Source organism: Actinacidiphila bryophytorum (assembly GCF_016916835.1).
Taxonomy (GTDB): domain Bacteria; phylum Actinomycetota; class Actinomycetes; order Streptomycetales; family Streptomycetaceae; genus Actinacidiphila; species Actinacidiphila bryophytorum.
Window position 1 is genome coordinate 202,734 of record NZ_JAFFIX010000007.1, and the last position, 26,983, is coordinate 229,716.

Genomic DNA, 26,983 nt, shown 5'->3' on the forward strand with positions numbered 1-26,983 from the left:
ATCAGGCCGGGGTGTCGACGGTGTGCGGGCGCAGGACCATGAGCGAACCCTCCGGGGCCGCCACCATGGCGTAGGGGAAGCGGTCGAGTTCGAGGCAGAGCGTGACGTCGTCGGGGTGGACGCCTTGGCGCACGCCCTGCGCCAGCTCGCCTGCGGCGCGCGACTCCGCCGCGCGGCGGAGGAATCCGGCGGCCTCCGTCCCGGCCCCGGTGGCGCGCAGCGCGATGTACTCGGCGCAGGCCAGGTCCTCGTCGGCCCGCCCGTCCTCCCCCGTGACCACGAAGGTGACGCTCCCGCCGGCCCGCAGGACCCGGGCGGTCGCCTCCGCCACCACGAAGCTCGCGCACAGCACGAGCGGCGCGTCCTTGACCGCGAGGGCGCCGACCGTCCCCGCCGTGGTCTTCTGTACGACGGTACGTCCGCCGAGGTCGAGGGACCGCAGCATCCCGGGGGAGTTGACGGCGTCGAACCCGGGCGCGGGCGGCCCGTCCTTGAGCGCCACCCAGTCCGGGTGGCCCGCCTTGAGCTCCAGCGCGTCGTCCAGCGACCCGGCCAGGACGATCCTCTCCGCCCCGCGGGCGAAGGCCCAGGCGGCCACGGTGAAGGCACGCATGACGTCCACCACGACCGCCACGGCCGGGACTTCGGTCAGTTCGCCGATGCCGATAAAACGAGCGTCCATCCGGCTCATGATCGCGTATGGACGGACGGACGCGCCACGCCACCGGGGGCGGGCGGCGTACGCGATTCCCTTCGGAAAGTGCGCCGGGGACGGCCCGGGGAGGCCCTTTCCGGGTCCTGGAAGGGTGCGCGGGCGGGCGCGGAGGCCGGGTGCGGGTTCCGGTGCCACCCCGTCCCTCCCGCACCGGCAGCGGCGGGTTGCAGACGTCGCACGATAGCCTCTGACCTGGTCTTTCACCGACATCACCCCTAAGCTCGACCGCAGTCGAAGGGGGGCCGGATGGACCGGACCGTACGCACCGTCGAGGACCTTCTCACCCTGCTTGACGGGCTGTTCGCCTCCCGAACCGAGGCGGGCCGTCTGGCGACCGGCGACGGCAAGGACTTCTGGGACGGCTTCTACGCCGACAGGTCGCGGGAGGTCCCCTTCTTCGTCGCGAAGCCCGACGAGAACCTGGCCGCCTACCTCGACCAGGGCCTGATCGCCCCGCCCGGCCGCGCCCTCGACCTCGGCTGCGGCCCGGGCCGCAACGCCCTGCTCCTCGCCTCGCACGGCTTCGACGTGGACGCCGTCGACCTCTCCCCCATCGCCGTCGCATGGGCCGCAGAGCGCGCCCGCGAGGCCGGCGCCGAGATCCGCCTGCTCTGCGGAGACGCCTTCGCCCTCCCGGAAGCCGACCTGCCCGGCCCCTACGACCTGGTCGTCGACTCCGGCTGCTTCCACCACCTCCCCCCGCACCGCCGCATCAGCTACCTGTCCCTCCTCGCCCGCGTCCTGCGCCCGGGCGGCCACCTGGCGCTCACCGCCTTCGCGGCCGACGAGGAGGGAATGGCCTCGCAGCTCTCCGACGCGGACCTCTACCGCGAACGCGGCCTCGGCGGCGGCCTCGCGTACACCCCCGAGTCCCTGCGCTGGATCTTCTCCGACCTCCTGGCCGAGGTCGAACTGCGCCGCATGCGCGAGGAGCGCCCCGATTCGCCCGTCTTCGGCAAGCCGTATCTGTGGACGGGGCTGTTCCGCCGGGACCCCGGGGGCCACGCCGGCCGCCACCTGGCCACCAGCAGATGACCGGGCGGCAGATCACGTCATCGCGTCAGCTGTTGCACCCCTTGAGCCTCCCGCTGACCATGACGATGTTCGACGCGATGATCCAGCCCGCGCCGCCGCTCGTGTTCTTCCCGTAGATCCACTGCTGGCCCGAGGCGTTTCCGTGCCAGCAGTAGGCGTCGAAGATGTTGCCCGGATACAGCGCCCCCGACACCCCGCAGGAGAAGTCCGCCCCCGTGGAGAGGTTGTGGCCGCCGGTGTGCGTGAGGTACTGCGCGGTGGAGTCGTCCGGGTGCGTGAAGTTCTCGCAGGCGAAGGGCGTGACGAGGGACGCGGGTGCGGCGGAGGGGGGTGACGGCGCCGGCGTTCACCGTACCGAGCCTGGCGAGCATGGCTGCGGCACCCAACGTGGCGGCCGCGGTGGCTGCAAATTCCATGGCTTTCGCTCATTTCATCGTGCAGGTTGCGAGGTCGCCATTTGCCGATCAAACATCGGCGGACATCGGCTCCGTTCTCCCGCCGTCTCGTTCGACTCGCCATACGCCTGGCCCAGGCAGCTGAATGGCATTCCCGACGGAACACTTGCGGCCTGGCCCGGAGAACCGCCCCAGGCCACCTGCCACAGCGACTGTAGCGACCCCCTTAGTCCCCCGCTGGGCGACCGACGAGCGCTCTAGCCTCGAAGTTTCATGACGGGCCGCCGACGGAGTCGGTGGCCCGTTTTCGCGCTGAGGGCTGAGGCGGGACAGCCCGGGGGCCCGAGTGTCGTCTCGGGGAGGACGCCGGGTTCCACTGCTCCCGGTGGTGAGGTGCTGTCGTAGGGACGGGGAATCCGCTGGTCAGGCGGGGTTCGGCAGGAGTGCGAGCCGTTCGAGTGCGGCGGTGATGTGGCTGGTCCAGGGCCAGTGCCGGGCAAGCCGGAGGATCCGCCGACGGCCGGTGGTGACGAGCTGTCCGGCCGCGGAGAACAGGCGAAGCCGCAGGCGTCGGGGCTCCCAGAGGCGGGCTTTGCCGGTCAGGGCGAGCATCGGCATCCAGGCCAGCAGGTCGAGAGCGATCTGCACGATCTCCAGCCAGACCCTGTTCTGGGCGGTGCGATGCAGGGGCAGGTTCCGCAGGCCGGTGGCCCGGGCGGCCCGGATGCGGTCCTCCACGCGGGCCCGCAGCCGGTGTCGCAGCTCGTGTTCGGCGATCGGCCGGCCGGCGGTGTTGGTCGCGAAACAGGTCAGCCTCATGCCGTCCGCGTCCGTGAGCCGCAGCTGGGCTCCGGGGTGGGGCCGTTCCTTGCGGACGATCAGCCGCATGCCCTCGGGCCAGCCGTCCAGGACGTCGCCGGTGAGCCCGGCGACCCAGGCCCCGTCCCGGACCTCGCCGTCCGCCTCGACGGCCGGCGTCCAGGCCGAGGCCGGAACGCGTAGGACATGCTGGTGGATCGCGTCGGTGATCACCATGCCGACCGAGTAGGACAGCCATCGCCCCCGCCGGTCGAGCCAGGCCACGAAGTCGTGGGTGCCGCCCGCGGAGTCCGTGCGGACCAGGGTCCGCCGCCCGCGCCGGTACTTCTTCGGTAGCCGGGCCAGGGCCAGTTGAGCGGTGGTGATGTGGTCGGCGGCGGTGTTCGATCCCGCGTTGCCCGGCCTGAGCAGGCCGGCGACGGGTTCTCCGGTGCTGCCAGGGCCGTGGTCGACGAACGCCATGAGCGGGTGATGGCCGTAGGTCCGCTTCCAGGTCGGGGCTGCGTCCTCCTTGTCGGAGTGCGCGATCACCAGCACCCCGTCGAGGTCTACGGTCACCGTCCCGTCCGCGTCGGGCGCCGCCTGGCCGGCCAACTGCCAGGCCCGCTGGCGGGCTTGGGCCCGCGTGGAACGGATGGCCTGCAGGGCCTTCTCGCCGGAGGCGGCGAGGGTGTCGATCAGGCGGGAGACCGTCGGGTCGGAGGCGACCGGTCCGAACACGGCCGGCTCGGCCCGCAGCATGCCGACATCTGCCAGGCAGTCCCCACCCAGCGCAACCGCCAGCGCGGCATCCAGCAGGATCTTGCCCGGGTCGTGAACGGCCCGCGGCTTCCGCCAGGGCGACAGTGCCGCGGATATCGCCTGGTCAAGGCCGCTCTTGCGGACCGTCTCGACCAGCAGCACGCTCCCGGCCTGCGAGACCACGGCCCGACCGCCGCCGTCGGTGCGGACACGCGGGTAGGACCCGATAGGCTTCTTCACCCGGAGAGTGCTTCTTTCCTTGCGCCGACACGGACCCTAGACAAGTCCCATCGTTGCAGTTCAGGAGCACTCTCCGCTTATTTGATCAAGCCTCGGACAGACCTCCTCGTGAAAGCGCGAGGCTAACTCCGGTCGGCCTTGCGGGCCTTGGCCCGCCAGTCCGCGAGGCGCTCGCGGAAGCTGCGGATGACGTCCGCGTGATCGGCGCCCGAACGGACTCCGGTCACCTCGGCGACACGCTCGAAGTAGGCGACCGCCTCGGCGATCTGGCCCGCCTCGCCCAGAGAGCGGGCGGTGCGGAGGAGCACCGCGTGCGCCCCCGACTGGTAGAGGGCGCTCTCGGCGACGCGGGTCAACGCCTCGGTGTTCGAGCGCAGTGCCTGCGCGAGGTCGGTGTCCGATTCGCCCTCCGGCCAGGCCGCGAGCAGGGCGTCGGCCGTGATGCGGGCAAGCGCGTCCTGGGCTGACGCCACCGCCACCGTCCTACCGGTCCTGGCCGCAGAGGGGCGCGCCAAGGTGGATGGGCCTTGACCCCTGACCTGGCCCGTTGCGGTTTGCCTGCGTTGGGTTGCGACGGTCGCAATCGACTGTCCTGCGGACTGTGCGCGGACTCCTCGGTTCGTCAACGCCCGTCTCGGCCGTCTGAGTTATCCGATGCTGCGTGGGCGGTCATCGAGTCGCTGCTTCCGGCTCTGGACCGGGCCGGGCCGCCAGCCTTCCCGGTCACGGCCTGCACCCGCAACGCCTGCACCACCACGCGCACCCGTTATCACACGTCCGGCCTACCAGCTAGAACAGCCTGCGCCCGACTACACCACGGCAGGCAGCTCGGTGTGGAGGCGCACCATGGTTCCCTTGTCGGGAGTGGAGCGGATCTGGACGAGGTCGCAGAGCTGATGGACGAGCCACAGGCCGCGTCCGCCTAGCTGCCTCGGACTCGGGCGAGTGCGTCCGGCAAGAGGGTCGGTGAAATGTCCTGCGTCGTGAAAGTCGCACACCAGCCAGGTGTGCTGGTTCCATGCGCGTAGTATCCCTCGGCCGCCGCCATGCCGGATGCTGTTGGTGGCCACCTCGGTGGCTGCCAGGCACAACTCGCTGAGTCGCCGCCCCGTCAGGCCGGAGAGTTCGGCGCATGCGACGATCTTGTCGCGCATGGCGCCCAGGTCACCGCTGGTGTAGGCGAACTCCTCGAACCGTTCCAGGGGCAGGGAGAGCTCGGAGCACGCATAGGGCGCTTGCGAGTCGTATTCCTCGCAAGGCACGGTGCGGCCTTGGCTGCGCACCTCGGGATGGCAGCGGGCCATCTCCTCCAGCTCGGCGTCGTCGTGGTCCAGGTCATACGGGCACAGCAGCCACCAGGCAGGGCCTTGAGCGAAGACTTTGTTGAGCAACCACTCGTGGTAGCGCAGCTCATCGGCTTCAGCAGGGGTGCGCACGGTGTCCCAGGGGGATTCACCGATGCCGCGTACCGGCCGCCCGTGCGCGACGTGTTCGCTGATCCACTCCTGCCAGGCCGCAATGTGCCGGCCCGGGTAATGGGCCACGCTGCTGGTGTCGACGTAACGGACCGCGTCGTCCTCGCGGATCTCGGTACGCAGCATGGACGCCTTGTCCGGTGGGACGGCCACCACGACGGCCTCGCCGATCTCCAATGCGTCCTGGATGAAGCTCATCGTGCCCTCGACGAACTCGTCTCTGCCGCGGTACGGGTACAGCTCATGTCGGTACCCGTTGCCCGTGGTGCCCGGGCTGGGCAGAGGGGAAGTCATGGCGTCATCACCACCGGGGAATCGGGAGTCGCGAAGCCGGACAGCTCCCAGGCCGACCGCACGGTCTCGTTGGCGCCTTCCAGGACGACCTTGCGGTGCGGCAGGTTTCTGATGGCGCGCGCCGACACGGTCGTGCCGACGGCGCCGAGGAACGCGAGCTCGCGGCAGGACAGCCGCACGCTCACCTGCTGGGCGAGCAAGGTGCAGACGATCGCCTCGAAGACCGCAACGCCGTCGCTGCCGATGATTCCATTGACCATCCATCCTTTTTACCCGCGCGGTATATATGGAGAGTCGGTGACATGGAGCGGTTGCCCGGGTGGTGAGGATGCATGCAACTGATCCGCTCCACAGTGGGCGGAGCCCAGTTCTCGGCTCTCATCGAGCGCCTGGAATGGCTCGGCCGCCTGCTCGCGGAGACCGGGCGTGTGGACGAGGCCGTGGACAGCTGGAGGGAGGCGGTCGATCTCCGCAGGGCGTCGTTCTCCCTCGGCCGGGCGGTCGACGGCGCGCGTCCAGCGAGCGTCCAGGAGGACATCGCGCAGGCAGTCGCGGAGTGCGGGGGCCATGATGAGGCACATGAGCCCGCGAAGGACAGCGTCCTGCTCCACCGTTTCTGACGGACGCCAACCCTTCGGGGTTCGGTGAGGACCTCGCGAGCGCCGTGTACGACTTGGCTCTCCATCCCTCCCGGGCCGGGCGAGTAGAGGAGGCGGTTGGCTTCCAGCGACAGGCGGCTGAGCATGCCGGCCGGAGCGTGCCGGTGGCACCGGGATGCCGCCGGCCGGGGGAAGAAGCGCCGCTGGCTGCGAGCGACAGCCTCAAGGGCCGGCCCGACGCGATCGGGACGGCCCGGCCGCAGGCGGTGACGCAGACCTGCATCGTCCACCTGCTGCGTGCGTCGTCCCGCTGCGCGGGCCGCACCGTCGGCCGGACAGACCCTCACGTGGGGCTGGTACGGCCGTGCCAGTCCAGGCAGACCACCAGGGCATCGTCTTCCGCGTCCGCATCACGGTAGGCGGCCAGCTCACGCAGGACCGCACCGGGGACGTCGGCTGCTGCCAGCAGTCCGGCCGCAGTGATCGCCCGGGACAGCGCCTGCTTCTCGTAGGCCTCTCCGGCCGGGGATGATGCCGCGTACACACCGTCACTGACGAAGATCAGACGGTCACCGGGAAGTACCCTGAACTCCTGCAGCACGTACTCCGTCTGGTCGAACATCCCCAGCGGTAGCTGCGCCTCGAACGGGACGCGTTCGACGCTCTTGTCGCGCTGGCGCCACAGCTGCGGTGAACCCGCGTCCACTACCTGGACGTGACCGGTGGCCAGGTCGAAGGAGAGCAGCAGTGTGGAGACATGCGCGCTGCCGCCATGCTCGGCGTACAGAGCCTGGTCGGCGAGGGCGGCCTGGTCGGCGATCCCGATACCGGCACGACGCGCGTTGCGCAGGGCGTTGACAGCAAGGTTGGTCAACAGGGAGGCCTCGATGCCCTCGCCCATGCCGTTGGTGATGGTCAGGGTGAGGTTCTCAGCGGTGCTCGCCCAGTCGAAGTTGTCGCCTCGGATGGCGTAGGCGGGCTCCAGCTGCGCACCGATGGAGTATTCGGTGCGGGCGCACGCGCGGGCGGGCAGCAACTGCCATTGCATTTCGGCAGCCAGCGTGAGGCGGTTGACGCGCCGGGCTTGCAGGTACACGTCGGTGTCGCGTTCTGCGACCAAAATCTCGTGGCCCAGGAGCCCGGCGATGTCGACGAGGTCGCGGACTGCGACCGCGGTGCAGTGAGAAGGCGTCAAACGGACCGTCAGAACGCCCAGCCGGTCACCACGCACAGTCACCGGCAGGTGAAGAGCGATCAGGTCGTCCGCTGCTGAGATCTCCTGCTGCGGTTCCTGACTGCCGAAGGCCCGGCCCTGCACGCTGGACCGGGTCGACACGGCGACAGCGGTGTGCGGCAGGGCAGTGACCGGCTGTAGCACGGACTGGCTGTAGTCAGCCATCAGCAGATCCACCGCGTGCGCGCCGTAGTGCGCGGCCAGCACGGAGCGAACCACATCCAGGAGGGCGTGCGGAGCTGCGGTTCGCAGAGCGCGTTCGACGGACAGGAAATTCGTCATGGGTGGATTCAGGCTTCTCTCGGCAATGTGCCACGGGCGTTTTTTTCGTGGCCACAGCGGGCAAGGGTGGGAGCGGCGGGACCGAAATCCGGCCGCACCAGGTGTCACGTAGGAACGATGCTTCCGCGTGCGCACTCCCCCAATGAGATACGGGCAGCTCAGGCCGCCGGAACGTTGGCGGAATGGCTGGAAGTGCTCCGAGGCGGGGTCGGACGCCGCAATTTCGGGTTCGCTGTCTCCCTCGCAGCTGCGCACCGAGAGACTATTCGAGGGGCTGCCGCTCGAACGAAGCCCCCGCCCGGTCAGTGAACGCGAGGTGGAGCTGCGCCTGACCGCCCTCGGGCGCGCCCCTTCCCCCTCCAGGACCCCGCGACGGAACCCTCATAGCCACGCTCGCATCCGTTCCGCCCTCGACTTCGCGTCCGTATCACCGTTCACATGGTCGAATCATTGTGCGATACGGCGCGCGCGGTGGCCGTCCGCAGCGCGAAGTCGCCGTCAAACCGTTGCCATAGGGAAACTACAGGGCTGGCGTGGCGAGCCCGGCCGCACCCGCGGCCACGTTCACACGCCCGGACTGCGGGGTTCATCACCCCGCCTGCGGCGTACAGGGCAGCCCACCGGCGCAGTGGACACAGGTCCGCCACCGGCGTGCCCGCCACGAGAGAACGGCACGCAGTGGCCCAGAGGAGCCAGCGGCGGATCGTACACCCCTGAGGTGCGCGGGCGAAGATCGGGCGACGCGCGGGGGCCGAGACGAAACGAACACGCCCGCTCTTACCTTGGGCACTGACGGGAGCCGGTTGCCAGAGAGGCACCCCGTAGGCAATATTTGCCTCACGGCAACTATCTTCGAGTTGATGAGGTGAGGGATTCGCCCAGCGAGTCCTCAGCAATTGGTCTCCCCCGAAGCGCACAGCGACAGCACCACAGAGCCCGGCTCCCCCTGGGACGGGGCTCCGTATCCTGTCCTGCTCACTGACGTCCAGGGCATGGTCGTGCTGAGCAACGCTGCCGCAGCCGTCCTCCTGCCCGCTGCCCGGCCCGGCGCGCGACTCAAGGATGTGGCGCCTGCGTGGCTCTCCGCGGCACACGACGTTCTGCGTACTCCCGGCCTCGAGGCGAGCAGGCCTTTGTCGGGCGTGATGGGGGCTCGCAGTTTCGAGGCGCATCCCAGCGTGCAGGCTGACGGGTCCGTGGTGTGGTGGCTGGTGGATGACACCGACCACCGGTTGGTACGTGAAGCCCTGACCGTGGAGCGGGAGCGGACCGCATTCTTGGCGGAGGCGTCCAACATGCTTCTTTCCTCGCTCAATCTGGGACGCTGTATGGGTGTGACCGCACAGCTGGCCGCCGAGTATCTCGCCGACGCGGCGCTGGTGGTTGCACCCTCGCGCGGACGGCGGATGCCGGTGGTGACCTCCCTTCGTGGTGCCAGCCCCACCACGAAGCACGAGGCCGCCGATCCGAACGACGTGCCGGGCCTGAGCGAGGCCCTGCGGGGCTTTCCTCCGGTGCCCTCACGCTGGATCGACCCCGGCGGCGCCCCCCGGTGGATGGTGCCCGAGGACTTCGGTCCGGTCGGCTCGATAGTGATCACCCCGCTGCCCGGGCATGGCGTCCCGGCCGGCGCACTCATCCTGCTGCGCCGTTCCGACACCATGGCCTTCACCCAGAACGAGGAAGTCTTCGCCCAGTTGTTCGCGGCCAGAGCCGGAGCGGCCATGTCAGCCGCCCGCCTGTACGCGGAACAGGCCGCGATCACGGACGTGCTGATGCAAGAGCTGCTGCCGCCCACGCTGCACCAGATCTGCGGCATCGACTTCGCCGGCGGCTACCGGCCATCGGCCGATCACGAACGTGTCGGCGGGGACTTCTATGACGTTCACCCTGCCGCGGTCGAGGGCGAAGCCTCACTCGTGGCGCTCGGCGACGTCTGCGGCAAGGGCCTGGAAGCCGCCGTTCTGACCGGGAAGATCCGCAACACGCTGCAGGCCCTGCTGCCTATGGCCGATGACCACCAGCGGATGATCAGCCTGCTGAACACGGCGCTGCTGACCTCGCACCACACGCGGTTCGCAACGCTGGTCCTGGCCTCCGCCGTGCGCAACGGCAGTGACGTGGAGTTGAGGCTGACCAGCGCAGGCCATCCGCCCCCACTGATCCTTCGCAAGAACGGCACCGTCGAGGAGGCCGACACCAGCGGCACTCTGGTGGGGGCACTACCTCACGCCACGGCCCGTACCGCTGCTCTGACGCTTTCCCCTGGGGAGTCCTGCGTCCTGTACACGGACGGAATCACCGAAGCCAAGGGCGGCCTCACCGGCGATTCGCAGTTCGGAGAAGATCGTTTGAAGCGGGCGCTGGGGCAGTGCGGGGGCATGCCGGCCGAGAGCATAGTGGAACATGTCCAGATGCTCGCTGCCCAATGGGTCGGGCACCGCCCCCACGACGATATGGCCGTCGTCGTGATCGCCGCTCCCCGAACCCACCACCTCACCGCGGTCAGCGGCCATACCCGGGGCAGGTTCACTTCGTGATGACCAGCAGTCCGAACCGCCTGCAGGACCAGGGGAGAATCCGGAATCTGGCAGACGAACTGTGGCAAGCCGTCCAGGCAACCGACGAGCACACCGCCACCGAGGTGGTGCTGCGCGCTCTGGAAGAAGGCATGGAACCGGAGACAGTGCTGCTGGACGTGATCGCCGCGGTTCAGGGCAAGGTCGGTGAGGAATGGGCCGACAACCGCCTGACCGTCGCCCAGGAGCATGCCGCGACCGCCATCAGCGAACGTGCGGTCGCCGCCTTGGCGCTGCACCCCGCCGCTCGCACCGAACCCACCCGCGGCAGAATCACGGTGGCCTGTGTGGACGGTGAATGGCACGCCCTGCCCGCCCGCCTGCTGGCCGAGGTCCTCAAACTGCACGGCTGGCGTGTGGACTACCTCGGCGCGCAGGTCCCCGCTCCACACCTCATCGCCCACCTGCACCGCAGCGACGCTGATGCGGTCGCCCTCTCCAGTTCGATCGCGACCCGGCTGCCCACCGCGCACGCCGCGATCACCGCCTGCCAGGCCATCGCCGTGCCCGTCCTGGTCGGTGGAGCCGCATTCGGCGCCGACGGACAGTACGCTCGCCTCCTCGGCGCCGACGCCTGGGCCTCCGACGCCCGCACCGCAGCCGACCGCCTCGCACGAGGCCCGCTGGCGCGCCCGCGCACGAACCACCAGCCCATCGACGACCTTCCCCATCTCGCCGACCAGGAATACACCATGGTCGCCCGCAGCAGCGCCGCACTCGTCCGAACCGTGTTCACCGGCCTGGAAGAAGCATTCCCGGCCTTTCGCGACTACACCGAGCTCCAACGGGATCACACCACCGAGGACCTCACACACATCGTGCAGTTCCTCGCCACTGCGCTCTACCTGGGGGACACGGACCTGTTCACCGGCTTCATCACCTGGACCGCCCGCGTCCTGAGCTCGCGCGGCGTCCCCCTGCAGAGCCTGCCGCCTTCCCTGGGGATCCTTGCCGGCGAACTGAAGGACTTTCCCCGCGCCACCCACACCCTGGAACGCGGCATCAACGCGCTCGGCCCCGTCCCACCGCCCACTACCGGGAACCTCGCATGACGACGTCCCCCTCCCCCTACCTGCGCCTGACCACCGTCGACGCCGCCACCACAGTCCGTATAGAAGTGAACGGCGATCTCGACTACGACAGTGCCCCCCACCTCTTGGCAGTCGTCACCGGCAAGCTGGCCGAGCGTCCCGATCTGAAGGACCTGCACCTGCACTGCGCCGGGCTAGGGGCGATCGACTCCATAGGACTGTCCGCTCTGCTGATGATTCACCGCCACACCAGTACAGCAGGCGTCCGCCTGCACCTGGAGCACCGCACAGCTCGCCTGGAACGGCTCCTGGCCATCACCGGTACGCTGGACCACCTCACGACCGTCACCACCGGCGACGCGAACGCGCCCGCCGACACAGCACAAGCCAAACCCAGAACCAACGCGACACCGGCCCGCCTCACCGGACCGGACAGCACCGCCTGACCCCACACCCCGGCTTGTCAGAGGAAACAGCAGACACACCAATGGGGAAGCATGCCCGCGCCAGACTTCGCCACACACAGGGACACCCACGACGCTGCCCAGACTGCCAACGGCATCGTCGAACTCCTCGACGTGATGTGGGAAAGCGCACGGGAAACGGCTAATCCTGCACCCGCCTCGGCCTCTCAGCTCCGCCTGATGTATGTCGTGGACCGCTTTGCAGGCATACGCATGCACGCCCTGTGCAAACAGCTTGCCACGACTCCTCCGTCGGTAAGCCGCATGTGCGACCGACTCCAGGCCCTGGGCTTCCTGGAGCGGCTGCCCTGTGCTGACAGCGGGCGGGAAGTAGCCTTGCAGCTCACTTCCGCCGGTCAAAGCCACCTGCAGCGTATCCGCGAGCAGCGCGAAAACATGCTGCACCAGGCAATCAACGCCATGCCGGAAGGCGACCGGCGTGCACTGGCCAAGGGACTCGCCGGCCTGCATCTCCAGCTCACCCACGACACGGACGCGCCGGCCGAACCGCCCGGCTCCCCGCAGGTGGCGCAGGAAAGGACAGCCGAGACGATCCCGGTCACAGCCGACGTCTCGATTGTCCACCGTCCTGGCGAAAGTGCATGATCCTACGGGTCACGGGCACCACTACGCCAGCCTGCTGATCAAGCACGGCGAGTCCGTGAAGACCGTATCCGAGCGCCTCGGCCACACGAACGCGGCCATGACGCTCAACATCTACACCCACCTGTGGCCCGACTCCGAAGAACAGACCCGGGCCGCCGTCGACAAGGCCTACGCGAACACCCCCGACGAGGGCGACGCAGAGGCCCGCGCGGCGGCCTGAAAGCCCCCAGAACTGACGTGACGTCAATTCTCTTGCGGACTGTGTGCGGACTGCAAGAGGTCCCCGAGGCCGCCCGGCTGCAAAGCCGCAGGTCAGACGTCGATTTTCGAGCGATCGAGCGTCGTGGCGGAGTTGGTGATGAACTCCTTGCGGGGGGCCACCTCGTTGCCCATCAGGAGGTCGAAGGCCTGTTCTGCTGCTTCGATGTCGCTGATGTTGATGCGGCGGAGGGTGCGGTGGCGGGGGTCCATCGTGGTTTCGGCGAGTTGGTTGGCGTCCATTTCGCCGAGGCCCTTGTAGCGCTGGATGCCGTCCTTGTAGCGGACGTTGCGGCGCTGGAGGTCGAGGAGGGTCTGGCGCAGTTCGCTGTCGGAGTAGGTGTAGATGTACTTGTCCTGGCCCTTCTTGGGCTGGACGAGTTCGATGCGGTGGAGTGGGGGGACCGCGGAGAAGACGCGGCCCTCTTCGACCATCGGGCGCATGTAGCGCTGGAAGAGGGTCAGCAGGAGGCAGCGGATGTGGGCGCCGTCGACGTCGGCGTCGGCCAGGAAGATCACCTTGCCGTAGCGCGCCTGGTCGATGTCGAAGGTGCGCCCGGAGCCGGCTCCTATCACCTGGATGATGGCGCCGCACTCGGCGTTCTTGAGCATGTCGGAGACCGAGGACTTCTGGGTGTTGAGGATCTTGCCGCGGATGGGCAGCAGGGCCTGGAACTCCGAATTGCGGGCGAGTTTGGCGGTGCCGAGGGCCGAGTCGCCCTCCACGATGAACAGTTCGCTGCGCTCCACGTCGTCGCTGCGGCAGTCGGCGAGCTTGGCCGGCAGGGAGGAGGTCTCCAGCGCCGTCTTCCTGCGCTGGGCCTCCTTGTGCTGGCGGGCGGCGATGCGGGTCCTGGCGGCGGCGACGGCCTTCTCCAGGACGGCGCGGGCCTGGGCCTTGGCGTCGCGCTTGGTGGAGGTCAGGAACTCCTTGAGTTCCTTGGCGACGACGGTGGCGACGATCCGGTTGGCGGCCGAGGTGCCGAGGACCTCCTTGGTCTGGCCCTCGAACTGCGGCTCGGCAAGGCGCACGGTCACGACGGCCGTCAGGCCCTCCATCGCGTCGTCCTTGACGATGTCGTCCTCGGCGACCCGCAGCAGCTTGGCGGCCCGCAGCGCCTCGTTCATGGTCTTGGTGACGGAGCGCTCGAAGCCCGTCACATGGGTGCCGCCCTTGGGCGTGGCGATGATGTTGACGAACGAGCGGGTGGTGGTGTCGTAGCCCGTGCCCCAGCGCAGGGCGATGTCGACGCCCAGTTCGCGGGTGACCTCGGTCGGTGTCATGTGGCCGCGGTCGTCCAGGACCGGCACGGTCTCCTTGAACGTGCCGCTGCCGGTGAGCCGCAGGACGTCGCAGATCGGCTTGTCGGGGGCCAGGAACTCGCAGAACTCGCTGATGCCGCCGTCGAAGTGGAAGGTCTCCTCGACGGGCTTGTCCGACTCGATGCCGCGCTCGTCCCGCACCACGATGGTCAGGCCGGGGACGAGGAAGGCGGTCTGCCGGGCGCGCTGGTGCAGGTTCTCCAGCGAGAGCTTGGCGTCCTTGAGGAAGATCTGCCGGTCCGCCCAGTACCGCACGCGGGTGCCGGTGCGGGTGCGGGGGATCTTCTTGGCCTTGGTGACGCCGCTGGCGGGCTCGAAGCGCGCTTCGGGGCCTGCGCCGGAGAAGGAGCCGGGCACGCCGCGGCGGAAGCTGATGGCGTGGGTGTGGCCGCTCCTGTCGACCTCCACGTCGAGCCGGGAGGACAGCGCGTTGACCACGGAGGCGCCGACGCCGTGCAGGCCGCCGGAGGCGGCGTAGGAGCCGCCGCCGAACTTGCCGCCGGCGTGCAGCTTGGTCATGACGACCTCGACGCCGGACAGCCCCGTCTTGGGCTCGACGTCCACCGGGATTCCCCGGCCGTTGTCCCGGACCTCGATGGAGCCGTCCTCGCCGAGGATCACCTCGATGTGGTCGCAGTGGCCGCCCAGCGCCTCGTCGACGGAGTTGTCGATGATCTCCCACACGCAGTGCATGAGGCCCCGGCTGTCGGTGGAGCCGATGTACATGCCGGGCCGTTTGCGAACCGCTTCGAGCCCTTCGAGAACGAGCAGGTGCCGCGCTGTGTAGTTGGAGCCGTCGCGATCTGCGCCCGTCAGCAGCGCGGAGGACGGCACGGATGTTTCGGCGGTCACGCGGACAACTCCTCGATCTGGATGGCCTGAAGGTCTTCAGCCGTATCGGTGAGAGGGTACCGAGGTCAGCGAGGGCGGCCACGCCGCCACCCGGTATCCGGGCCTCCATCCTAGTCCGGTTCGAGCATGCGTTCGATCACCCGCGCGAGTGATACACATGTCACGTTCCCAAAGAGGCATGAACCATTTAGGCTCCGGGCACGTCCTCACCAACACCCCGGCAAGCCGGTCGGGGCGAAGTTCGGACAAGCACACCAAAAGCCGCACAAGCAACATCCGACGAAAAAACTCCTATTCGCCGCCAATCGGTCACACCCAGTCACCCCGAGGCCCGTTTTCGAGGAAAAGTCGTCAGCGGGAACGTTTTCGGCCTGGTTGGATGTTGACCCTGGTACGACAGCTCGTCGAGCTAGAGAAGAGGCGACGTGACTACTGTTCTGACCCCCGCGAGTCCGCTGACAGCGGCAGACCGCTGCGACCGTTGCGGCGCTCAGGCCTACCTGCGTGTCGTGCTCATCAGTGGCGGAGAGCTGCTTTTCTGCGCGCACCACGGCCGAAAGTTCGAGCCGGAGCTCAAGAAGATCGCTGCGGAAATACAGGACGAGACCGGACGGCTTACCGACCCCCCGGCGTCGGCGGGAGACGACGAGCGCTGACACATCGCACCAGCGACTAGCTCGGACCTGCGGGCGGACGGACCCCATGAGGGGGTGTCCGCCCGCAGGCTTTGTCTCACATGTGCTGGGCCACCAGCCCCGACACCGCGGACACCCGCGTGTACACACCGGGATAGGCCGCCTCGGCGCAGCCCGTCCCCCACGAGACCAGGCCGATCAGCTTGCCGTCCGCGACCAGCGGGCCGCCGCTGTCGCCCTGGCAGGCGTCCTTGCCGCCGCCAGTGACCCCCGCGCACACCATGGATGCGCGCAGATACCTGCCGTCGGCGTCGCCCGGATACGCCTTCTCGCACACCGTGTCCGCCAGGACGTCCACCGTGGCCGTCCGCAGCGAGTCCGGATACGCGCCCTGGCCGGTGGTGTCACCCCAGCCGTAGACCTGCGCCTCGGTACCCGCCGTATAGGGAGCGGTGTCCGCAGGACCGGCCATCGGGATGACGGCGCCGTCGGGCAGCGCCTGCGACAGCGTGATCACCGCGACGTCGCCGGCGTTGGTCGTCGCGTCGAAATCGGGGTTGACCCACACGTCGGAGAGCGGCACTTCCTCGCCCGCCGTACCGCTGAGGTCCGTACGCCCTGAGATGACCCGCAGGTCCGGCAGGTTCCGCCAGTCCGCGACGCCCAGCGCCTCCTGGCCGAAGCAGTGTGCCGCGGTGACGACCGTACGCGGCCCGACCGCCACACCGCCGCAGAACTGCCCTGACCTGCCGGAGCCGAAACGCTGCCGGCTGGCGAGGGCCACCACCCAGGGCTCGCTGTCGGTGGTGGTCGGCGCACCGCCGACCACGACTCCGTTGGCGGCGGCCGGTGCCGCGGGCGCCGCCAGGGGGACGGCGAGCGCCGGCAGCAGGGCCGCCGCGGCTATCAGGGCGCGGCGGCTGCCCGCAGCGCGACGGCGGAAGAGGACGGGGATGGCGGGGATGGGGACATGCATACGGCCTCCTGACCCTGTGAATCACTCTGGACACCCAGAGTCATCGATCGGACAGGAGGCCGCATCCGCAGCGGCGGGCAGCCGCACCGGCAGAGCCAGGGGCGAATCGGCGCGGTCGGCAGAGAGCCGCCGCCCTGCAGTGCAGGGCGGCGGCTCTCCGTAAGACGGTGGCAGGGGCTGGGTCAGTCGAGGTAGTCCCGCAGGACCTGGGAGCGCGACGGGTGCCGCAGCTTCGACATCGTCTTGGACTCGATCTGCCGGATCCGCTCCCGGGTGACGCCGTAGACCTTGCCGATCTCGTCCAGCGTCTTGGGCTGCCCGTCCGTCAGGCCGAAGCGCATGGAGACCACGCCGGCCTCGCGCTCGGAGAGGGTGTCGAGCACCGAGTGCAGCTGCTCCTGCAGAAGCGTGAAGCTGACCGCGTCCGCGGGCACGACCGCCTCGGAGTCCTCGATGAGGTCACCGAACTCGCTGTCGCCGTCCTCGCCCAGCGGGGTGTGCAGCGAGATCGGCTCGCGGCCGTACTTCTGGACCTCGATGACCTTCTCCGGGGTCATGTCGAGTTCCTTGGCCAACTCCTCCGGGGTGGGCTCGCGGCCCAGGTCCTGGAGCATCTGGCGCTGCACGCGGGCCAGCTTGTTGATGACCTCGACCATGTGCACCGGGATACGGATGGTGCGGGCCTGGTCGGCCATCGCGCGGGTGATCGCCTGCCGGATCCACCAGGTGGCGTACGTGGAGAACTTGAAGCCCTTGGTGTAGTCGAACTTCTCGACCGCACGGATCAGGCCCAGGTTGCCCTCCTGGATCAGGTCCAGGAAGAGCATGCCGCGGCCGGTGTAGCGCTTGGCCAGCGAGACGACCAGCCGGAGGTTGGCCTCCAGCAGGTGGTTCTTGGCCCAGCGGCCGTCCTCGGCGATGATCTCCAGCTCGCGCTTGAGCTTGGGGGCGAGCTTGTCGGCCGCCGCCAGCTTGTCCTCGGCGAAGAGGCCGGCCTCGATGCGCTTGGCCAGCTCCACCTCCTGCTCGGCATTGAGCAGCGGGACCTTGCCGATCTGCTTGAGGTAGTCCTTGACCGGGTCGGCGGTGGCGCCGGCGACCGCGACCTGCTGTGCGGGCGCGTCGTCCTCGTCGTCGTCGGAGAGCACGAAGCTCTCGGACTCCGTCTTCTCGGCCTCGTCCTCGCCGGCCTTGCCGGGAGCGGCGTCCTCGATCGCCTCCTCCGCCTCGACCGCCTCGTCCTCACCGGGAGAAGCAGCGGTCTTCTTGGCCGCAGCCTTCTTCGCGGGGGCCTTCTTGGCGGCCGTCTTCTTGGCGGCGGCCTTCTTCGCGGGCGCCTTCTTGGCTGCTGGGTTTTCCGCCTCCACCGATGGCTCCACCGTGGTCTCGGCCTCGGCCGCCGCCTCGGGAGCGGGGGCCTTGGGCGCTACGGTCTTCTTGGCAGGGGCCGCCTTGGTGGCGACCGTCTTGGTGGCAGTACGCTTCGCCGGGCTCTTGGCTGCGACGCTCTTACGGGTGCGCTTGGGCGCCTCAGCGGCACTCACCATCAGCGTCACACCCTCCTCGTCGAGGACCTGGTTGAGGCTGCGCAGAACGTTCTTCCACTGGGTTGCCGGAATCTGGTCCGCTTCGAACGCCCGACGCACATCGTCGCCTGCGATCTGCCCCTGGGCCTTACCCTGCTCGATGAGCGCCATCAGAGACTCGGACTCGGCGATCTCGGACGGGAGCGTACGGGATGTGCTGGCCGACACGAACAACCTCTCGGAACGATGGGAACGACTCGGTGGAACCGCGGAGCGACTCGGCGTCAAGATCGACGCCGAAACTTCCTCGTACGGCCGCCACCTCTTAAGTCATCGCACTGCCTCGCCTGGCGTTACGCCCAGCTTACGTGGCCCGAGTCACACCCCAAATTGTGCAGATCAGCGGCAAAGTCGGACATGTGACACGCACGGGGCCGCCGCAGGCCCCCGACTGGGGGGCGACCACGGCGGCCGGGCGGGGCGGTCAGTGCTCTCGGGGGGCGGGGACGACATGGTCGGCCGGGGCGGCCGCCTGCTCGGAGGGAACGGCGAGCAGCTGGCGCATCGCGGCCTCCGCCGTGCCGCCGTCGCCCTCGGCGAGCGCGTCGACGATGCGGTGGTGCAGCCCTACCGAGGTGTCCCCGGGCCGCTCGCAGCCGGTGACCGGGCCACCGGAGACGTGCAGCGCGGACGAGACGATCCCCGAAAGGTGCTCCAGCATGCGGTTGCCCGCGACCTGGAGCAGCAGCGTGTGGAATTCCACGTCGGCGCGCGTGAAGGTGAGCGCGTCGCCCTGGGCCGCGGCATGCGCCATGATCTCGGCCATGTCGGCCAGCCGCTGCTGTACGTCCTCGCGGCCGTGACCGGCGGCGAGCCGGGCGGCCAGCGGTTCGATGGTCCAGCGCAGCTCCTGCAGCTCGCGGCGCTGCTCGTCGCGCTGCGGCCCGAAGGCCCGCCATTCGATGATGTCGGGGTCGAGCAGATTCCAGTCGCTGACCGGGCGGACCCGGGTGCCGACGTTGGGGCGGGCGCTGACCAGGCCCTTGGCCTCCAGGACCCGCAGGGACTCCCGGACGACGGTGCGGGAAACCTCGAAGCGCTGGCCGATCTCCTCGGGGACCAGCGGGCGGTCTGCGCCGAGGTCGCCGGAGACGATCATCTGTCCCAGCTGCTGGACGAGTTGGCCGTGCAGTCCCCGGCCGCGGCTGCCGCCCGCGCGGCGGCCCACCCGGCTCATGTCCGGATCCATGCCGTCCCAGGAGCCGAGTCCTGGGCGGTCGCCGCCGGGGGCGTCGGCATACGAGTAGCGGTCCAGCTCGCCCGGGCCGGCGATGCCGGAGTCGGCGGATCGAGCCGCGGTCATCATGGTGTGCGCAAGGGTACTCACGCATCCTTTGTCGGCGATGCCGATGCGGGCCTTGAGGGCTTTGCTGAAAAGCACACGAAAGGGTGAGCGCTCATCACCTGATAATTGACGTTTTATGGGGACGAATCAACCCTCTTCGCCTTCGATTCCGACAGCGCCCGCCGAGCGGACGGGAGTTGGCCCGCGCCCCCGCCGCCGACCGCGCAACGCTCCTGCCACATAGGCGATGACCAGGCAGGACAGCGACAACGCCAGCGCCACGAAGAGCGGTTGGGCGGCCGAGCGGAGCGCCGCGATCGCGGCACGGTCGTCGGCCTGCGGCGCCCCGGTCAGCAGTGACCACAACGCGCCGCCCGCGTCGAGGAACTGGCGCCCCGCCTTCCCACCGAGCAGCGCCCGTACGCCCGGTGCGACCAGCAGCGGGACCGACAGCACCGCGGACAGCCCGAGTGCGGTGGTTCTGAAGGCGCATGCCGCGAAGACCCCGGTCCATGCGCAGCCGACGGCCAGTGCCCCCCAACCCGCGGTCGTGGCCGACAGGGCCGCGGGGTCCGGGGCGTGGCCGGGCCCGAGGGTGAGCCGCAGTGCGGCGCAGTTCAGCAGCGCCGCCAGTGCGGCCAGGCCGAGCGCGAGGGCACCGCTCACCGCGAGTTTGGCCGCGAGCAGCCGGGCGGCGCGCGGCTCCGGGCCGATGCCAGGGGTCAGCGCGGGGTAGGCGAACTCCTGGCCGTAGGACAGCGCGCCCAGCGCGCCCGCGCCGACCGCGGCGGCGGGCAGCGGGATCGCCGCGGGCCAGCCGGACAGCAGCCGCAGCGGTGAGGTGTGCGCGGCGCCGCCGCGCGCCATCAGCAGGGTGCACACGACCGAGGCGGCGAGTGCTGCCGCGGCCGTGGGCCAAGGGGTGCGCACACCGAAGCAGCGGCGCAGTTCGTAGCGCACCGGATGCAGCGGGCGGTGGGGGGTGCGGCGCGGCGCGGGCCGGCTCCTGGGGGCCGGCAGCGGAACCCGGCGGCGCGCGTCGTAGGGCGCCTGCTCTGCGGCCCGCTCGTCTTCTGGGGCGGCGGCCGCAGCCGACTCGTCCGCCAGCTGGTGCAGCAGGATGCCGTGCCGGTAGGCGACCTCCCCGACGGCGGCGGACGTGGCGCCGTAGACGGCGATACGGCTTCCGCTGGTGGCGACCACCTCCGCACCCTTCTCGGCGAGCAGACCGGCCAGCCGCTGGGCGTACGGGGAGCGTACGGCGACGTGCGGGCGCAGCCGCGTGCCGGCGAAGAGCGCGGCGGACTGGTCGGCGACGATCCGCCCGTCGGCCAGGACGACCACCCGGTCGGCCGTCCTGGCCAGCGCCCCGGCGTCCCGCCCCGTGAGCAGGACGGCGCCGCCCGCGGCCGCGTGACGGCGTACGAGCGCGTGCATCCAGGCGGCCTCGCGGGGCGGGAGGTCGCGCACCGGGTCGTCCAGGACGAGCGCGTGCGGGTCGGGCAGCAGCGCTGCGGCGAAGGCGAGCCTGCGGTCCATGCCGAGCGAGTACGTGCCCAGCCGCCGGTCGGCCACCGCGCCGAGTCCGACGGCTTCCAGCAGCTCGTCGGCGCGTGCGGCCCGCAGGCCGTGGGCGGCGCAGAGCATCCGCAGGTGGCTGCGGGCGGTCCTGCCCGGGTGCCCGGGGACGTCACCCAGGACCGCGCCGACCGCCCTGGCCGGTCGCGCCAGCTCGTGCAGCGGGCAGCCGTCGACGAGGGTGGCGCCTCTGCCGGGCTGGAGGCCGAGCAGAAGTCGGACCGCGGTGGACTTGCCGGACCCTTTTGGTCCGAGCAGGCCTGTGACCTCGCCGGGAGGGATGTCGAAGGTGAGGTCGGCGACGGCGGGCGGTGCATGGCGGCGGGGCTTGCTGGTCAATCCGATGGCCTGGATCACCCCAGCACCATAACTCCGCAAATGGGACAAACAGCCCCGCGAACTACACCTCGGGCCGGAGCATCGGCGGATTGAGCAGGGTGGCCCCGCCCGCCCTGAACAACTGTGCGGGACGCCCGCCCTGACGTGTCGTCGTCCCTCCGGTGGGCACCAGGAAGCCCACCGTGCCAGTCACCTTGCGGTGGAAGTTGCGCGGGTCCAGCGCCACCCCCCACACCGCCTCGTAGACCCGGCGCAGCTCGCCCACGGTGAACTCGGGCGGGCAGAAGGCCGTGGCCAGCGACGAGTACTCGATCTTGGACCTGGCCCGCTCCACCCCGTCGGACAGGATCCGCGCATGGTCGAAGGCCAGCGGCGCCGCGTCCCCGGGATGCTCCTGCCCGCCCTCGGCGAGCAGGGTGCCGACCGGCGCCCAGCGCGCGCTGCGCGCGTCCCCGCCGGCCCGCGGCGCGGGCAGGTCGGGCGCCAGCACCAGGTGGGCGACGCTCACCACCCGCATCCGCGGGTCGCGCTGCGGATCGCCGTAGGTCGCGAGCTGTTCCAGGTGGGCGCCGCTCTGCGCCCGCAGCCCGGTCTCCTCCGCCAGTTCGCGTGCGGCGGCCTGGGACAGGTCCTCGTCGGCCCGGACGAAACCGCCGGGAAGTGCCCATCTGCCCTGGAAGGGGGGCTCGCCGCGACGCACCGACAGCGCACAGAGCGCATGGTGCCGCACGGTGAGCACGACCAGGTCGACGGTGACGGCGAAGGGCGGAAAGGCCGACGGGTCGTAGGGCGACATGAACGTGATCTTAGTCGTCTGCCTGACGATAATCAGCAGGTTCGACACCTGCTCCGCGATCACTTCCCTCCCGCTGCCCGACCGCGTCAGGCACCGAGCCGCAGCCCCGGCGCCGCCTCCTCGACCATCGCTGTGCCCAGCCGCCCGACCCGCACCGCGAACGGCGCCTGCGCCACCCGCATCCCGCCCAGCCGGACCGCCCCCGCCGGCGCCCGGGTCAGCGGGCGCAGCGCGACGGTCCCGCCCGGCACGTCGGGCCGCACCCCGGCCAGCGCCGCCAGCAGGTGCACCGACCCGGCCGCCGCGAGCGCCGCGGGACGGCACGCCATCGGATGCGGGCACGGCGCCTGGCTGCCGGTGCGCTGCTCCCCCGCGTATATCTCGGGCAGCCGCAGCCCGAAGGCCGCCGACGCGTCCAGCACGCCGGTCACCAGTGCCGCCGCGGCCTCCTCAAGACCCGCCGCCGCCAGCCCTGCCGCGGCCACCGCGGTCTCGTGGACGCGCACGGCGCCGCTCCTGTGCCCGAACGGACTGAAGCCGGGCGCCCCTGCCGACAGGGTGCGCAGACCCCAGCCGCTGTCGAGTCCGGGCGAGGCCAGCACCCGCCCGAGTTGCGCGGCCCGAGCCGTGTCGAGCAGGCCGGGCGCCGCCTGGCCGCCGCCGGCCAGCCCCGTGTCGAGCAGGTGCGCGAGCGAGGAGGTCACCGTGTCCAGCGCCTTGCCCTCCGCGGTGCAGGCCGCGGCGGGGCGCCCGCCGCCCGGGTCGCCGATCCAGAACCGCTCCTGGAAGGCTCCGCGTATTGCTGCCGCCCGCTCCCGCCACTGCTGCGCCCCGGGTCTGCCGAACGCGTCGAGCAGGTCCGCCCCGTGCAGCGCGGCCCGGTGCGCATGGGCCTGCACCTCCGCGCGCAACGGCCCGCCGGGCGCCGGGTCGGCGACGAGTCCGCCGGCGTCCGACGCCGCCGAGGCGCCGCGCAGCCAGCCCAGGCACCGCTCGGCGGCGGGCAGCAGCGCCGCCACCTCGCGCTCGGGCAGCCCCCACCGCCACGCTTCGGCCAGCACGCTCACGAACAGCAGCGTCGCCTCCGTGGCGGACGACAGCGGCGGCAGGTGCGGGCCCATGTCGCGCGGTGTGCCCGGCATCCGCCCGCCGGCGGGGTCCTGGAGCCGGGCGAGCATGCGCAGCGTCCCGGCCGCCAGCCGGGTGCCGAACGGCAGCAGCATCCGTGCGGCCCACAGCGCGTCGGACGGCGCAGGCCCGAGCCGCCACGGCGCCCCGCCCGCGGTGTGGAGGTCCGCGGGATGCCGGGGGTCGCGCAGCAGCAGCCCGTGGAGGTCGTCCAGCGCGGTGCCGAGCAGCGCTCCGGCCCTCGGGTCGTCCGCGTCGAGCACCGCGTCGCCCCACAGCCGCGGCGGCCTGGCCGGCCGGGCAGGGCCGGGGACGGCGCCGGCCGCGGTGAGCGGGCCGGTCGCCAGGTCGATCGTCCACGACGCCCCGGCCGGCAGGTCGAGCCGCCAGCACAGCAGCCCCTTCGCCGCCACGGCGGTGTCCGGCGCGGGCCTGGCCACGGTTCGGACCGCGTACTCGCCGTCGGTCCAGCGCAGTCCCGCCCCGCTGACCGTGCACGAGACCGCGCCGCCCGGCCTGCCGACCGCGACCGACGCCAGCGCCGCCAGGTCGGTCCCCATGGTGACCTCCACCGGCAGCAGCACCCGCAGCGGTCCCGTGTTCGTCACGGTGATCCGCTCGGCGCCGTCCGCGGTGCGCACCCGCTCGACGGTGACGGACGGGTCGGGGCCCCGGTCCGCCGCTGTCCGCACGACGGCCAGGAAGCGGACGCGGTCGGCGCCCACCGACGCGGCCTGGACCGGAAGCGGTTCCGCCCCCTCGACGGTGAGCACGCACCTGGCCAGCAGCCGGCGCCCGTCACGGTAGAGGCCGCCGCACCCCTCGCCCCGCAACTGCCCGTCCCGGCCCGAGATCGCCAACGCCGGTGCGGCCACGCAGATCAGCGCGTCGTGGACGGCCATCGGCAAGCCCCCGGTGCCGACCGGCCTCTGCCGCGGTGGCGCCGTCACCGCTTTCCGCCCGCCACGGCCGGGCTCCGCCGGTGGGCGTGCCCGCCGACCGCGTACGGGTGCGGGCGCTTCTGCTGTCGCGCTGAGTACTGCACTCCTGAAGAACGGCCCGCCGAGCACGCAGGTCACGGGCCGTCTACCGTTCCTGGACGAGGGATACCGCTCGCCCCGCACCAGGAGGGCGCGCAGCCGCACAGAAGAGGAAGACGCAGCATGCCCGTCCACCGCCAGCCCGGCACCATCCTCACCGACCACCGGATCCAGGTGCCGCTCGACCATGCGGAGCCCGGCGGAGAGCACATCGAGGTCTTCGTGCGGGAGGTGGTGGCGGCCAAGAAGGGCGCCGACCGGCTGCCGTGGCTGCTCTTCCTCCAGGGCGGCCCCGGCAATCGCAGCCCGCGCCCGCTGGGCAGCGACGGGTGGCTGGCCCGCGCCCTGGAGGACTACCGCGTGCTGCTGCTGGACCAGCGCGGCACCGGGCTGTCCACTCCCGCCAACCGCCAGACGCTGCCCGCCCGGGGCGGCGCCGCGGCGCAGGCGGACTACCTCGCCCATTTCCGGGCCGACTCGATCGTGCGGGACTGCGAGGCGGTCCGGCGCCGGCTGCTCGGCGAGGACGCGACGTGGAGTGTCCTGGGCCAGAGCTTCGGCGGCTTCTGCGCCGTCCACTACCTGTCCTCCGCCCCGGAAGCCCTCGACGAGGTGCTGGTCACCGGGGGCCTGCCGGGGCTGCGGACGCCTGCCGAGGAGGTCTACCGCGCCGCCTACCCGCGCATCCAGCGCAAGAACGCGGCCCACTACGCCCGTTACCCCGACGACGTCGAAACGGTCCGCACCATCGCCCGCCACCTGCGGGACAACCCGGCCGAACTGCCGGGCGGCGGGGTGCTCACCCTGCGCGCCTTCCAGGCGCTCGGCTTGATGCTCGGCTCCGGCACCGGTTCGCACACCCTGCACTACCTCGTCGAGGACGCCTTCGTCGGCGGCTCTGCCGGACCTGTCCTGTCCGACTCCTTCCTCTCCCAGGTCCAGGGATTCCTGTCCTTCGCCGGAGCCCCGCTCTACGCGCTGCTGCACGAGGCGATCTACGCTCAGCAGTCGGCCTCCGGGCTCGGGACCCGTTGGGCGGCCGAGACCGTGCGGGCCGAATTCCCCGCCTTCGACGCGGACGCCGCGCTGGAGGGCGACGGACCGGTGCTCTTCACCGGGGAGACGATCCACCCGTGGATGTTCGAGACCGATCCGGCGCTTGCACCACTGCGCGAGACGGCCGAACTGCTGGCGCAGCGCGAGCAGTGGCCCGACCTCTACGACCCGGACCGGCTGGCGGGGAACAAGGTGCCCGTCGCGGCCGCCGTCTACCACGACGACATGTACGTCGACACGGCGCACTCGCTGGAGACCGCGAAGGCGATCGGCGGCCTGCGGACCTGGGTCACCGACGAATACGAGCACGACGGCCTCCGGGTGAGCGGCGGCCGGGTCCTCGACCGGCTCCTCCGTCTGGTCCGCGGCGAACTGTAGACGCCTCCAGCACCCTTCTGCGGCGGCTGCTGCGCAGGGAGCGCCGCACCACGTCGGGGTCCAGCCCCTGGCTGACGGCGTGCTGCAGCAGGCGGGCGAAGGTGCAGTGCGGTTCGAGGTCCAGGGCCGTGGACAGGGCGACGCGTGCCTCCGCGTCGTCGCCCAGGCACCAGGCCACCCACCCCACCAGGGCGAGAGGTGCCGCCGCATGCTCCGCGTACGGTCCCGCGCAGCGCCTGGCGAGCGCCCGCCACAGCCGCAGTGCGGCACCGGCCCTGAGCGGGTCCGCCCACTCCACGACGCGGTCGCGCGCCGCGTGGTCCTGGAAGCCGAGGATCATCTCGGCGGCGTCCTTGTCGTCGAGCAGCGCGTCGTCCCTTCTGTCGGACCGCACGGGGTCGTTGAGCGGCGGTGCGGCGAGGAAGGCGTCCAGTGCGCTGCCGGCCAGCTCGACCGTGTGGTCCGCGACCCACGCCCCGGCATTCCGGTCGAGCATGCGCGGTACGAGCCGTGCGCAGGCCAGGTCGAGTGCCGTCTCGTGCTCCAGGACCGGCGGCTCGACCGGCCGCAGCCGGGACTCCAGGTCACGCAGCGAGACGGGCATCGGGATGCCGGAGTAGGCGGCCGTGGCGGCGATGGCGGATCCGGCAGGTTCGGCGACCCGGACGCCTTCGTCGGGCGCCCCGGTGGCGCTGTCCGGTCGGCAGTACGACCACCACCGGCCCCCGGAGACGCACAACGCCTCGATCACCGGGACGTCCATCTCACCGCAGGCGATGCGGAGTTGCTGGGCCAGCGGCCGCAGGCGCCGCATCACCTCCGAGGGCCGCTCGCCCGCGCGCGGGTCCTGGCAGAGGAAGGCGACGATCGCGGTCGGCCGACTGCCGCGCCGCAGGCTGCCGGTGACCAGGCAGTCAGCCAACTGCCGGGCGAGGTCGGGCCACCGGGTGGGATCGTGCTGCCCGTCGGGCAGCCCCACTCGCAGTCTGCCGCCGAAGCGCCCTTGCTCGCCGTGCAGCGCCAGCAAGACGACCGAGTCGGTGGGGTGGTAGCCCATCAAGAACGGAAGGCTGCGCGCGAGGTCTTCGGGGCCGCGCAGGACGACCTTGATCTCACCTGCGTCCGAGAGTGACTCTCCGTGCTGAGTTCGGTTGCTCTGTGTCATGAATCGAGCTTGCCGCAGCCGAGGCACTTCGCACCAGACCCCCTCAAAACCTGTGGATAACTTCGCTCAGAGTTATCCA

The 26,983-nt window shown here is 70.8% G+C and carries 24 protein-coding genes and 1 pseudogene; 10 read left to right on the forward strand and 15 right to left on the reverse strand.

Features of this window, described 5'->3' with window-relative positions:
• Position 1 precedes the first annotated feature (1 nt).
• Positions 2 to 682: a 2-phosphosulfolactate phosphatase gene (locus JT723_RS13290; protein ID WP_205044768.1), complete on the reverse strand. Its 681-nt coding sequence runs from the start codon at positions 680 to 682 to the stop codon at positions 2 to 4.
• Positions 683 to 961: 279 nt separating this feature from the next.
• Here JT723_RS13290 and JT723_RS13295 point away from each other — a divergent pair, with 279 nt between their 5' ends.
• Positions 962 to 1,750: a class I SAM-dependent methyltransferase gene (locus tag JT723_RS13295; RefSeq protein ID WP_205044769.1), complete on the forward strand. Its 789-nt coding sequence runs from the start codon at positions 962 to 964 to the stop codon at positions 1,748 to 1,750.
• Between the two features lie 25 nt (positions 1,751 to 1,775).
• On the opposite strand, the gene JT723_RS13300 is transcribed toward JT723_RS13295, so the two are convergent.
• From JT723_RS13300 to JT723_RS13320, 5 genes are all read right to left on the reverse strand, one after another.
• Positions 1,776 to 1,943: a hypothetical protein gene (locus JT723_RS13300; RefSeq protein ID WP_205044770.1), complete on the reverse strand. Its 168-nt coding sequence runs from the start codon at positions 1,941 to 1,943 to the stop codon at positions 1,776 to 1,778.
• A gap of 625 nt (positions 1,944 to 2,568) precedes the next feature.
• A complete protein-coding gene (locus tag JT723_RS13305) occupies positions 2,569 to 3,945 on the reverse strand; it encodes an IS1380 family transposase (protein ID WP_205044771.1) in 1,377 nt (458 codons plus the stop codon).
• 122 nt (positions 3,946 to 4,067) lie between these two features.
• Positions 4,068 to 4,418 carry a hypothetical protein gene (locus JT723_RS13310; protein WP_205044772.1) on the reverse strand — a complete coding sequence of 117 codons (351 nt, stop codon included), beginning with the start codon at positions 4,416 to 4,418 and terminating at the stop codon, positions 4,068 to 4,070.
• Positions 4,419 to 4,754: 336 nt separating this feature from the next.
• On the reverse strand, positions 4,755 to 5,714 hold the full coding sequence (locus JT723_RS13315) for an anti-sigma factor RsbA family regulatory protein (RefSeq protein ID WP_205044773.1): 960 nt from the start codon (positions 5,712 to 5,714) through the stop codon (positions 4,755 to 4,757).
• On the reverse strand, positions 5,711 to 5,974 hold the full coding sequence (locus JT723_RS13320; RefSeq protein WP_205044774.1) for a hypothetical protein: 264 nt from the start codon (positions 5,972 to 5,974) through the stop codon (positions 5,711 to 5,713). The genes JT723_RS13315 and JT723_RS13320 overlap by 4 nt, the downstream gene beginning before the upstream one ends.
• Before the next feature lie 72 nt (positions 5,975 to 6,046).
• On the opposite strand from JT723_RS13320, the gene JT723_RS13325 reads away from it, so the two are divergent.
• Positions 6,047 to 6,334, forward strand: coding sequence for a tetratricopeptide repeat protein (locus JT723_RS13325; protein WP_205044775.1), 288 nt, complete (start codon positions 6,047 to 6,049; stop codon positions 6,332 to 6,334).
• A gap of 44 nt (positions 6,335 to 6,378) precedes the next feature.
• Positions 6,379 to 6,636, forward strand: a pseudogene (locus JT723_RS36565) (transposase); the annotation flags it as partial.
• A gap of 20 nt (positions 6,637 to 6,656) precedes the next feature.
• Here the strand turns inward: JT723_RS36565 and JT723_RS13335 are convergent.
• Positions 6,657 to 7,829, reverse strand: a complete 1,173-nt coding sequence (locus JT723_RS13335; RefSeq protein WP_205044776.1) for a PP2C family protein-serine/threonine phosphatase — start codon at positions 7,827 to 7,829, stop codon at positions 6,657 to 6,659.
• 992 nt (positions 7,830 to 8,821) lie between these two features.
• Here JT723_RS13335 and JT723_RS13340 point away from each other — a divergent pair.
• Genes JT723_RS13340 through JT723_RS13360 form a run of 5 tightly spaced genes read left to right on the forward strand, consistent with a single transcriptional unit; the run spans position 8,822 to position 12,729 of the window.
• Entirely contained in the window at positions 8,822 to 10,369 is a 1,548-nt protein-coding gene (locus JT723_RS13340; protein WP_205044777.1) for a PP2C family protein-serine/threonine phosphatase, read from the forward strand.
• Entirely contained in the window at positions 10,366 to 11,460 is a 1,095-nt protein-coding gene (locus tag JT723_RS13345; protein WP_372441298.1) for a cobalamin B12-binding domain-containing protein, read from the forward strand. The genes JT723_RS13340 and JT723_RS13345 overlap by 4 nt, the downstream gene beginning before the upstream one ends.
• Positions 11,457 to 11,885: an STAS domain-containing protein gene (locus JT723_RS13350; protein WP_205044778.1), complete on the forward strand. Its 429-nt coding sequence runs from the start codon at positions 11,457 to 11,459 to the stop codon at positions 11,883 to 11,885. The genes JT723_RS13345 and JT723_RS13350 overlap by 4 nt, the downstream gene beginning before the upstream one ends.
• Positions 11,886 to 11,936: 51 nt before the next feature.
• Positions 11,937 to 12,509, forward strand: coding sequence for a MarR family winged helix-turn-helix transcriptional regulator (locus JT723_RS13355; RefSeq protein ID WP_205044779.1), 573 nt, complete (start codon positions 11,937 to 11,939; stop codon positions 12,507 to 12,509).
• On the forward strand, positions 12,502 to 12,729 hold the full coding sequence (locus JT723_RS13360; RefSeq protein ID WP_251513571.1) for a site-specific integrase: 228 nt from the start codon (positions 12,502 to 12,504) through the stop codon (positions 12,727 to 12,729). The genes JT723_RS13355 and JT723_RS13360 overlap by 8 nt, the downstream gene beginning before the upstream one ends.
• A gap of 92 nt (positions 12,730 to 12,821) precedes the next feature.
• Here the strand turns inward: JT723_RS13360 and JT723_RS13365 are convergent, their stop codons facing one another.
• Complete coding sequence (locus tag JT723_RS13365; RefSeq protein WP_205044780.1) at positions 12,822 to 14,942, reverse strand: DNA gyrase/topoisomerase IV subunit B; 2,121 nt, start codon at positions 14,940 to 14,942, stop codon at positions 12,822 to 12,824.
• A 425-nt stretch (positions 14,943 to 15,367) separates the two neighbouring features.
• On the opposite strand from JT723_RS13365, the gene JT723_RS13370 reads away from it, so the two are divergent.
• Positions 15,368 to 15,598, forward strand: coding sequence for a DUF7455 domain-containing protein (locus tag JT723_RS13370; RefSeq protein WP_033173880.1), 231 nt, complete (start codon positions 15,368 to 15,370; stop codon positions 15,596 to 15,598).
• A gap of 76 nt (positions 15,599 to 15,674) precedes the next feature.
• Here the strand turns inward: JT723_RS13370 and JT723_RS13375 are convergent, their stop codons facing one another.
• From JT723_RS13375 to JT723_RS13400, 6 genes are all read right to left on the reverse strand, one after another.
• The gene (locus JT723_RS13375; RefSeq protein WP_205044781.1) at positions 15,675 to 16,553 is read right to left on the reverse strand and encodes a S1 family peptidase; all 879 of its coding nucleotides are present in this window, start codon (positions 16,551 to 16,553) and stop codon (positions 15,675 to 15,677) included.
• A 182-nt stretch (positions 16,554 to 16,735) separates the two neighbouring features.
• Positions 16,736 to 18,307, reverse strand: coding sequence for an RNA polymerase sigma factor (locus tag JT723_RS13380; protein ID WP_205044782.1), 1,572 nt, complete (start codon positions 18,305 to 18,307; stop codon positions 16,736 to 16,738).
• Positions 18,308 to 18,563: 256 nt separating this feature from the next.
• Positions 18,564 to 19,466 carry a FadR/GntR family transcriptional regulator gene (locus JT723_RS13385; protein WP_205044783.1) on the reverse strand — a complete coding sequence of 301 codons (903 nt, stop codon included), beginning with the start codon at positions 19,464 to 19,466 and terminating at the stop codon, positions 18,564 to 18,566.
• A 105-nt stretch (positions 19,467 to 19,571) separates the two neighbouring features.
• Positions 19,572 to 21,359: an ABC transporter ATP-binding protein gene (locus tag JT723_RS13390; protein ID WP_205044784.1), complete on the reverse strand. Its 1,788-nt coding sequence runs from the start codon at positions 21,357 to 21,359 to the stop codon at positions 19,572 to 19,574.
• A 43-nt stretch (positions 21,360 to 21,402) separates the two neighbouring features.
• Positions 21,403 to 22,137 (reverse strand): NUDIX hydrolase, encoded by a 735-nt coding sequence (locus JT723_RS13395; RefSeq protein ID WP_205044785.1) that lies wholly within the window; start codon positions 22,135 to 22,137, stop codon positions 21,403 to 21,405.
• Positions 22,138 to 22,223: 86 nt separating this feature from the next.
• Positions 22,224 to 24,167: a glycogen debranching N-terminal domain-containing protein gene (locus JT723_RS13400; RefSeq protein WP_240165537.1), complete on the reverse strand. Its 1,944-nt coding sequence runs from the start codon at positions 24,165 to 24,167 to the stop codon at positions 22,224 to 22,226.
• 261 nt (positions 24,168 to 24,428) lie between these two features.
• On the opposite strand from JT723_RS13400, the gene JT723_RS13405 reads away from it, so the two are divergent.
• Positions 24,429 to 25,739: an alpha/beta fold hydrolase gene (locus JT723_RS13405; protein ID WP_205044787.1), complete on the forward strand. Its 1,311-nt coding sequence runs from the start codon at positions 24,429 to 24,431 to the stop codon at positions 25,737 to 25,739.
• Here the strand turns inward: JT723_RS13405 and JT723_RS13410 are convergent.
• Entirely contained in the window at positions 25,651 to 26,904 is a 1,254-nt protein-coding gene (locus tag JT723_RS13410; RefSeq protein WP_205044788.1) for a DUF4192 domain-containing protein, read from the reverse strand. The genes JT723_RS13405 and JT723_RS13410 overlap by 89 nt on opposite strands.
• Positions 26,905 to 26,983 lie beyond the last annotated feature (79 nt).

What these genes read in the sequence shown, in the direction of transcription:
- JT723_RS13290 (WP_205044768.1), bottom strand. Translation starts at nt 682, where the DNA reads ATGGACGCTCGTTTTATCGGCATCGGCGAACTGACCGAAGTCCCGGCC.
- JT723_RS13295 (WP_205044769.1), top strand. Translation starts at nt 962, where the DNA reads ATGGACCGGACCGTACGCACCGTCGAGGACCTTCTCACCCTGCTTGAC.
- JT723_RS13315 (WP_205044773.1), bottom strand. Translation starts at nt 5,714, where the DNA reads ATGACTTCCCCTCTGCCCAGCCCGGGCACCACGGGCAACGGGTACCGA.
- JT723_RS13320 (WP_205044774.1), bottom strand. Translation starts at nt 5,974, where the DNA reads ATGGTCAATGGAATCATCGGCAGCGACGGCGTTGCGGTCTTCGAGGCG.
- JT723_RS13325 (WP_205044775.1), top strand. Translation starts at nt 6,047, where the DNA reads ATGCAACTGATCCGCTCCACAGTGGGCGGAGCCCAGTTCTCGGCTCTC.
- JT723_RS13335 (WP_205044776.1), bottom strand. Translation starts at nt 7,829, where the DNA reads ATGACGAATTTCCTGTCCGTCGAACGCGCTCTGCGAACCGCAGCTCCG.
- JT723_RS13340 (WP_205044777.1), top strand. Translation starts at nt 8,822, where the DNA reads ATGGTCGTGCTGAGCAACGCTGCCGCAGCCGTCCTCCTGCCCGCTGCC.
- JT723_RS13350 (WP_205044778.1), top strand. Translation starts at nt 11,457, where the DNA reads ATGACGACGTCCCCCTCCCCCTACCTGCGCCTGACCACCGTCGACGCC.
- JT723_RS13355 (WP_205044779.1), top strand. Translation starts at nt 11,937, where the DNA reads ATGCCCGCGCCAGACTTCGCCACACACAGGGACACCCACGACGCTGCC.
- JT723_RS13375 (WP_205044781.1), bottom strand. Translation starts at nt 16,553, where the DNA reads ATGCATGTCCCCATCCCCGCCATCCCCGTCCTCTTCCGCCGTCGCGCT.
- JT723_RS13395 (WP_205044785.1), bottom strand. Translation starts at nt 22,137, where the DNA reads ATGTCGCCCTACGACCCGTCGGCCTTTCCGCCCTTCGCCGTCACCGTC.
- JT723_RS13400 (WP_240165537.1), bottom strand. Translation starts at nt 24,167, where the DNA reads ATGGCCGTCCACGACGCGCTGATCTGCGTGGCCGCACCGGCGTTGGCG.
- JT723_RS13405 (WP_205044787.1), top strand. Translation starts at nt 24,429, where the DNA reads ATGCCCGTCCACCGCCAGCCCGGCACCATCCTCACCGACCACCGGATC.
- JT723_RS13410 (WP_205044788.1), bottom strand. Translation starts at nt 26,904, where the DNA reads ATGACACAGAGCAACCGAACTCAGCACGGAGAGTCACTCTCGGACGCA.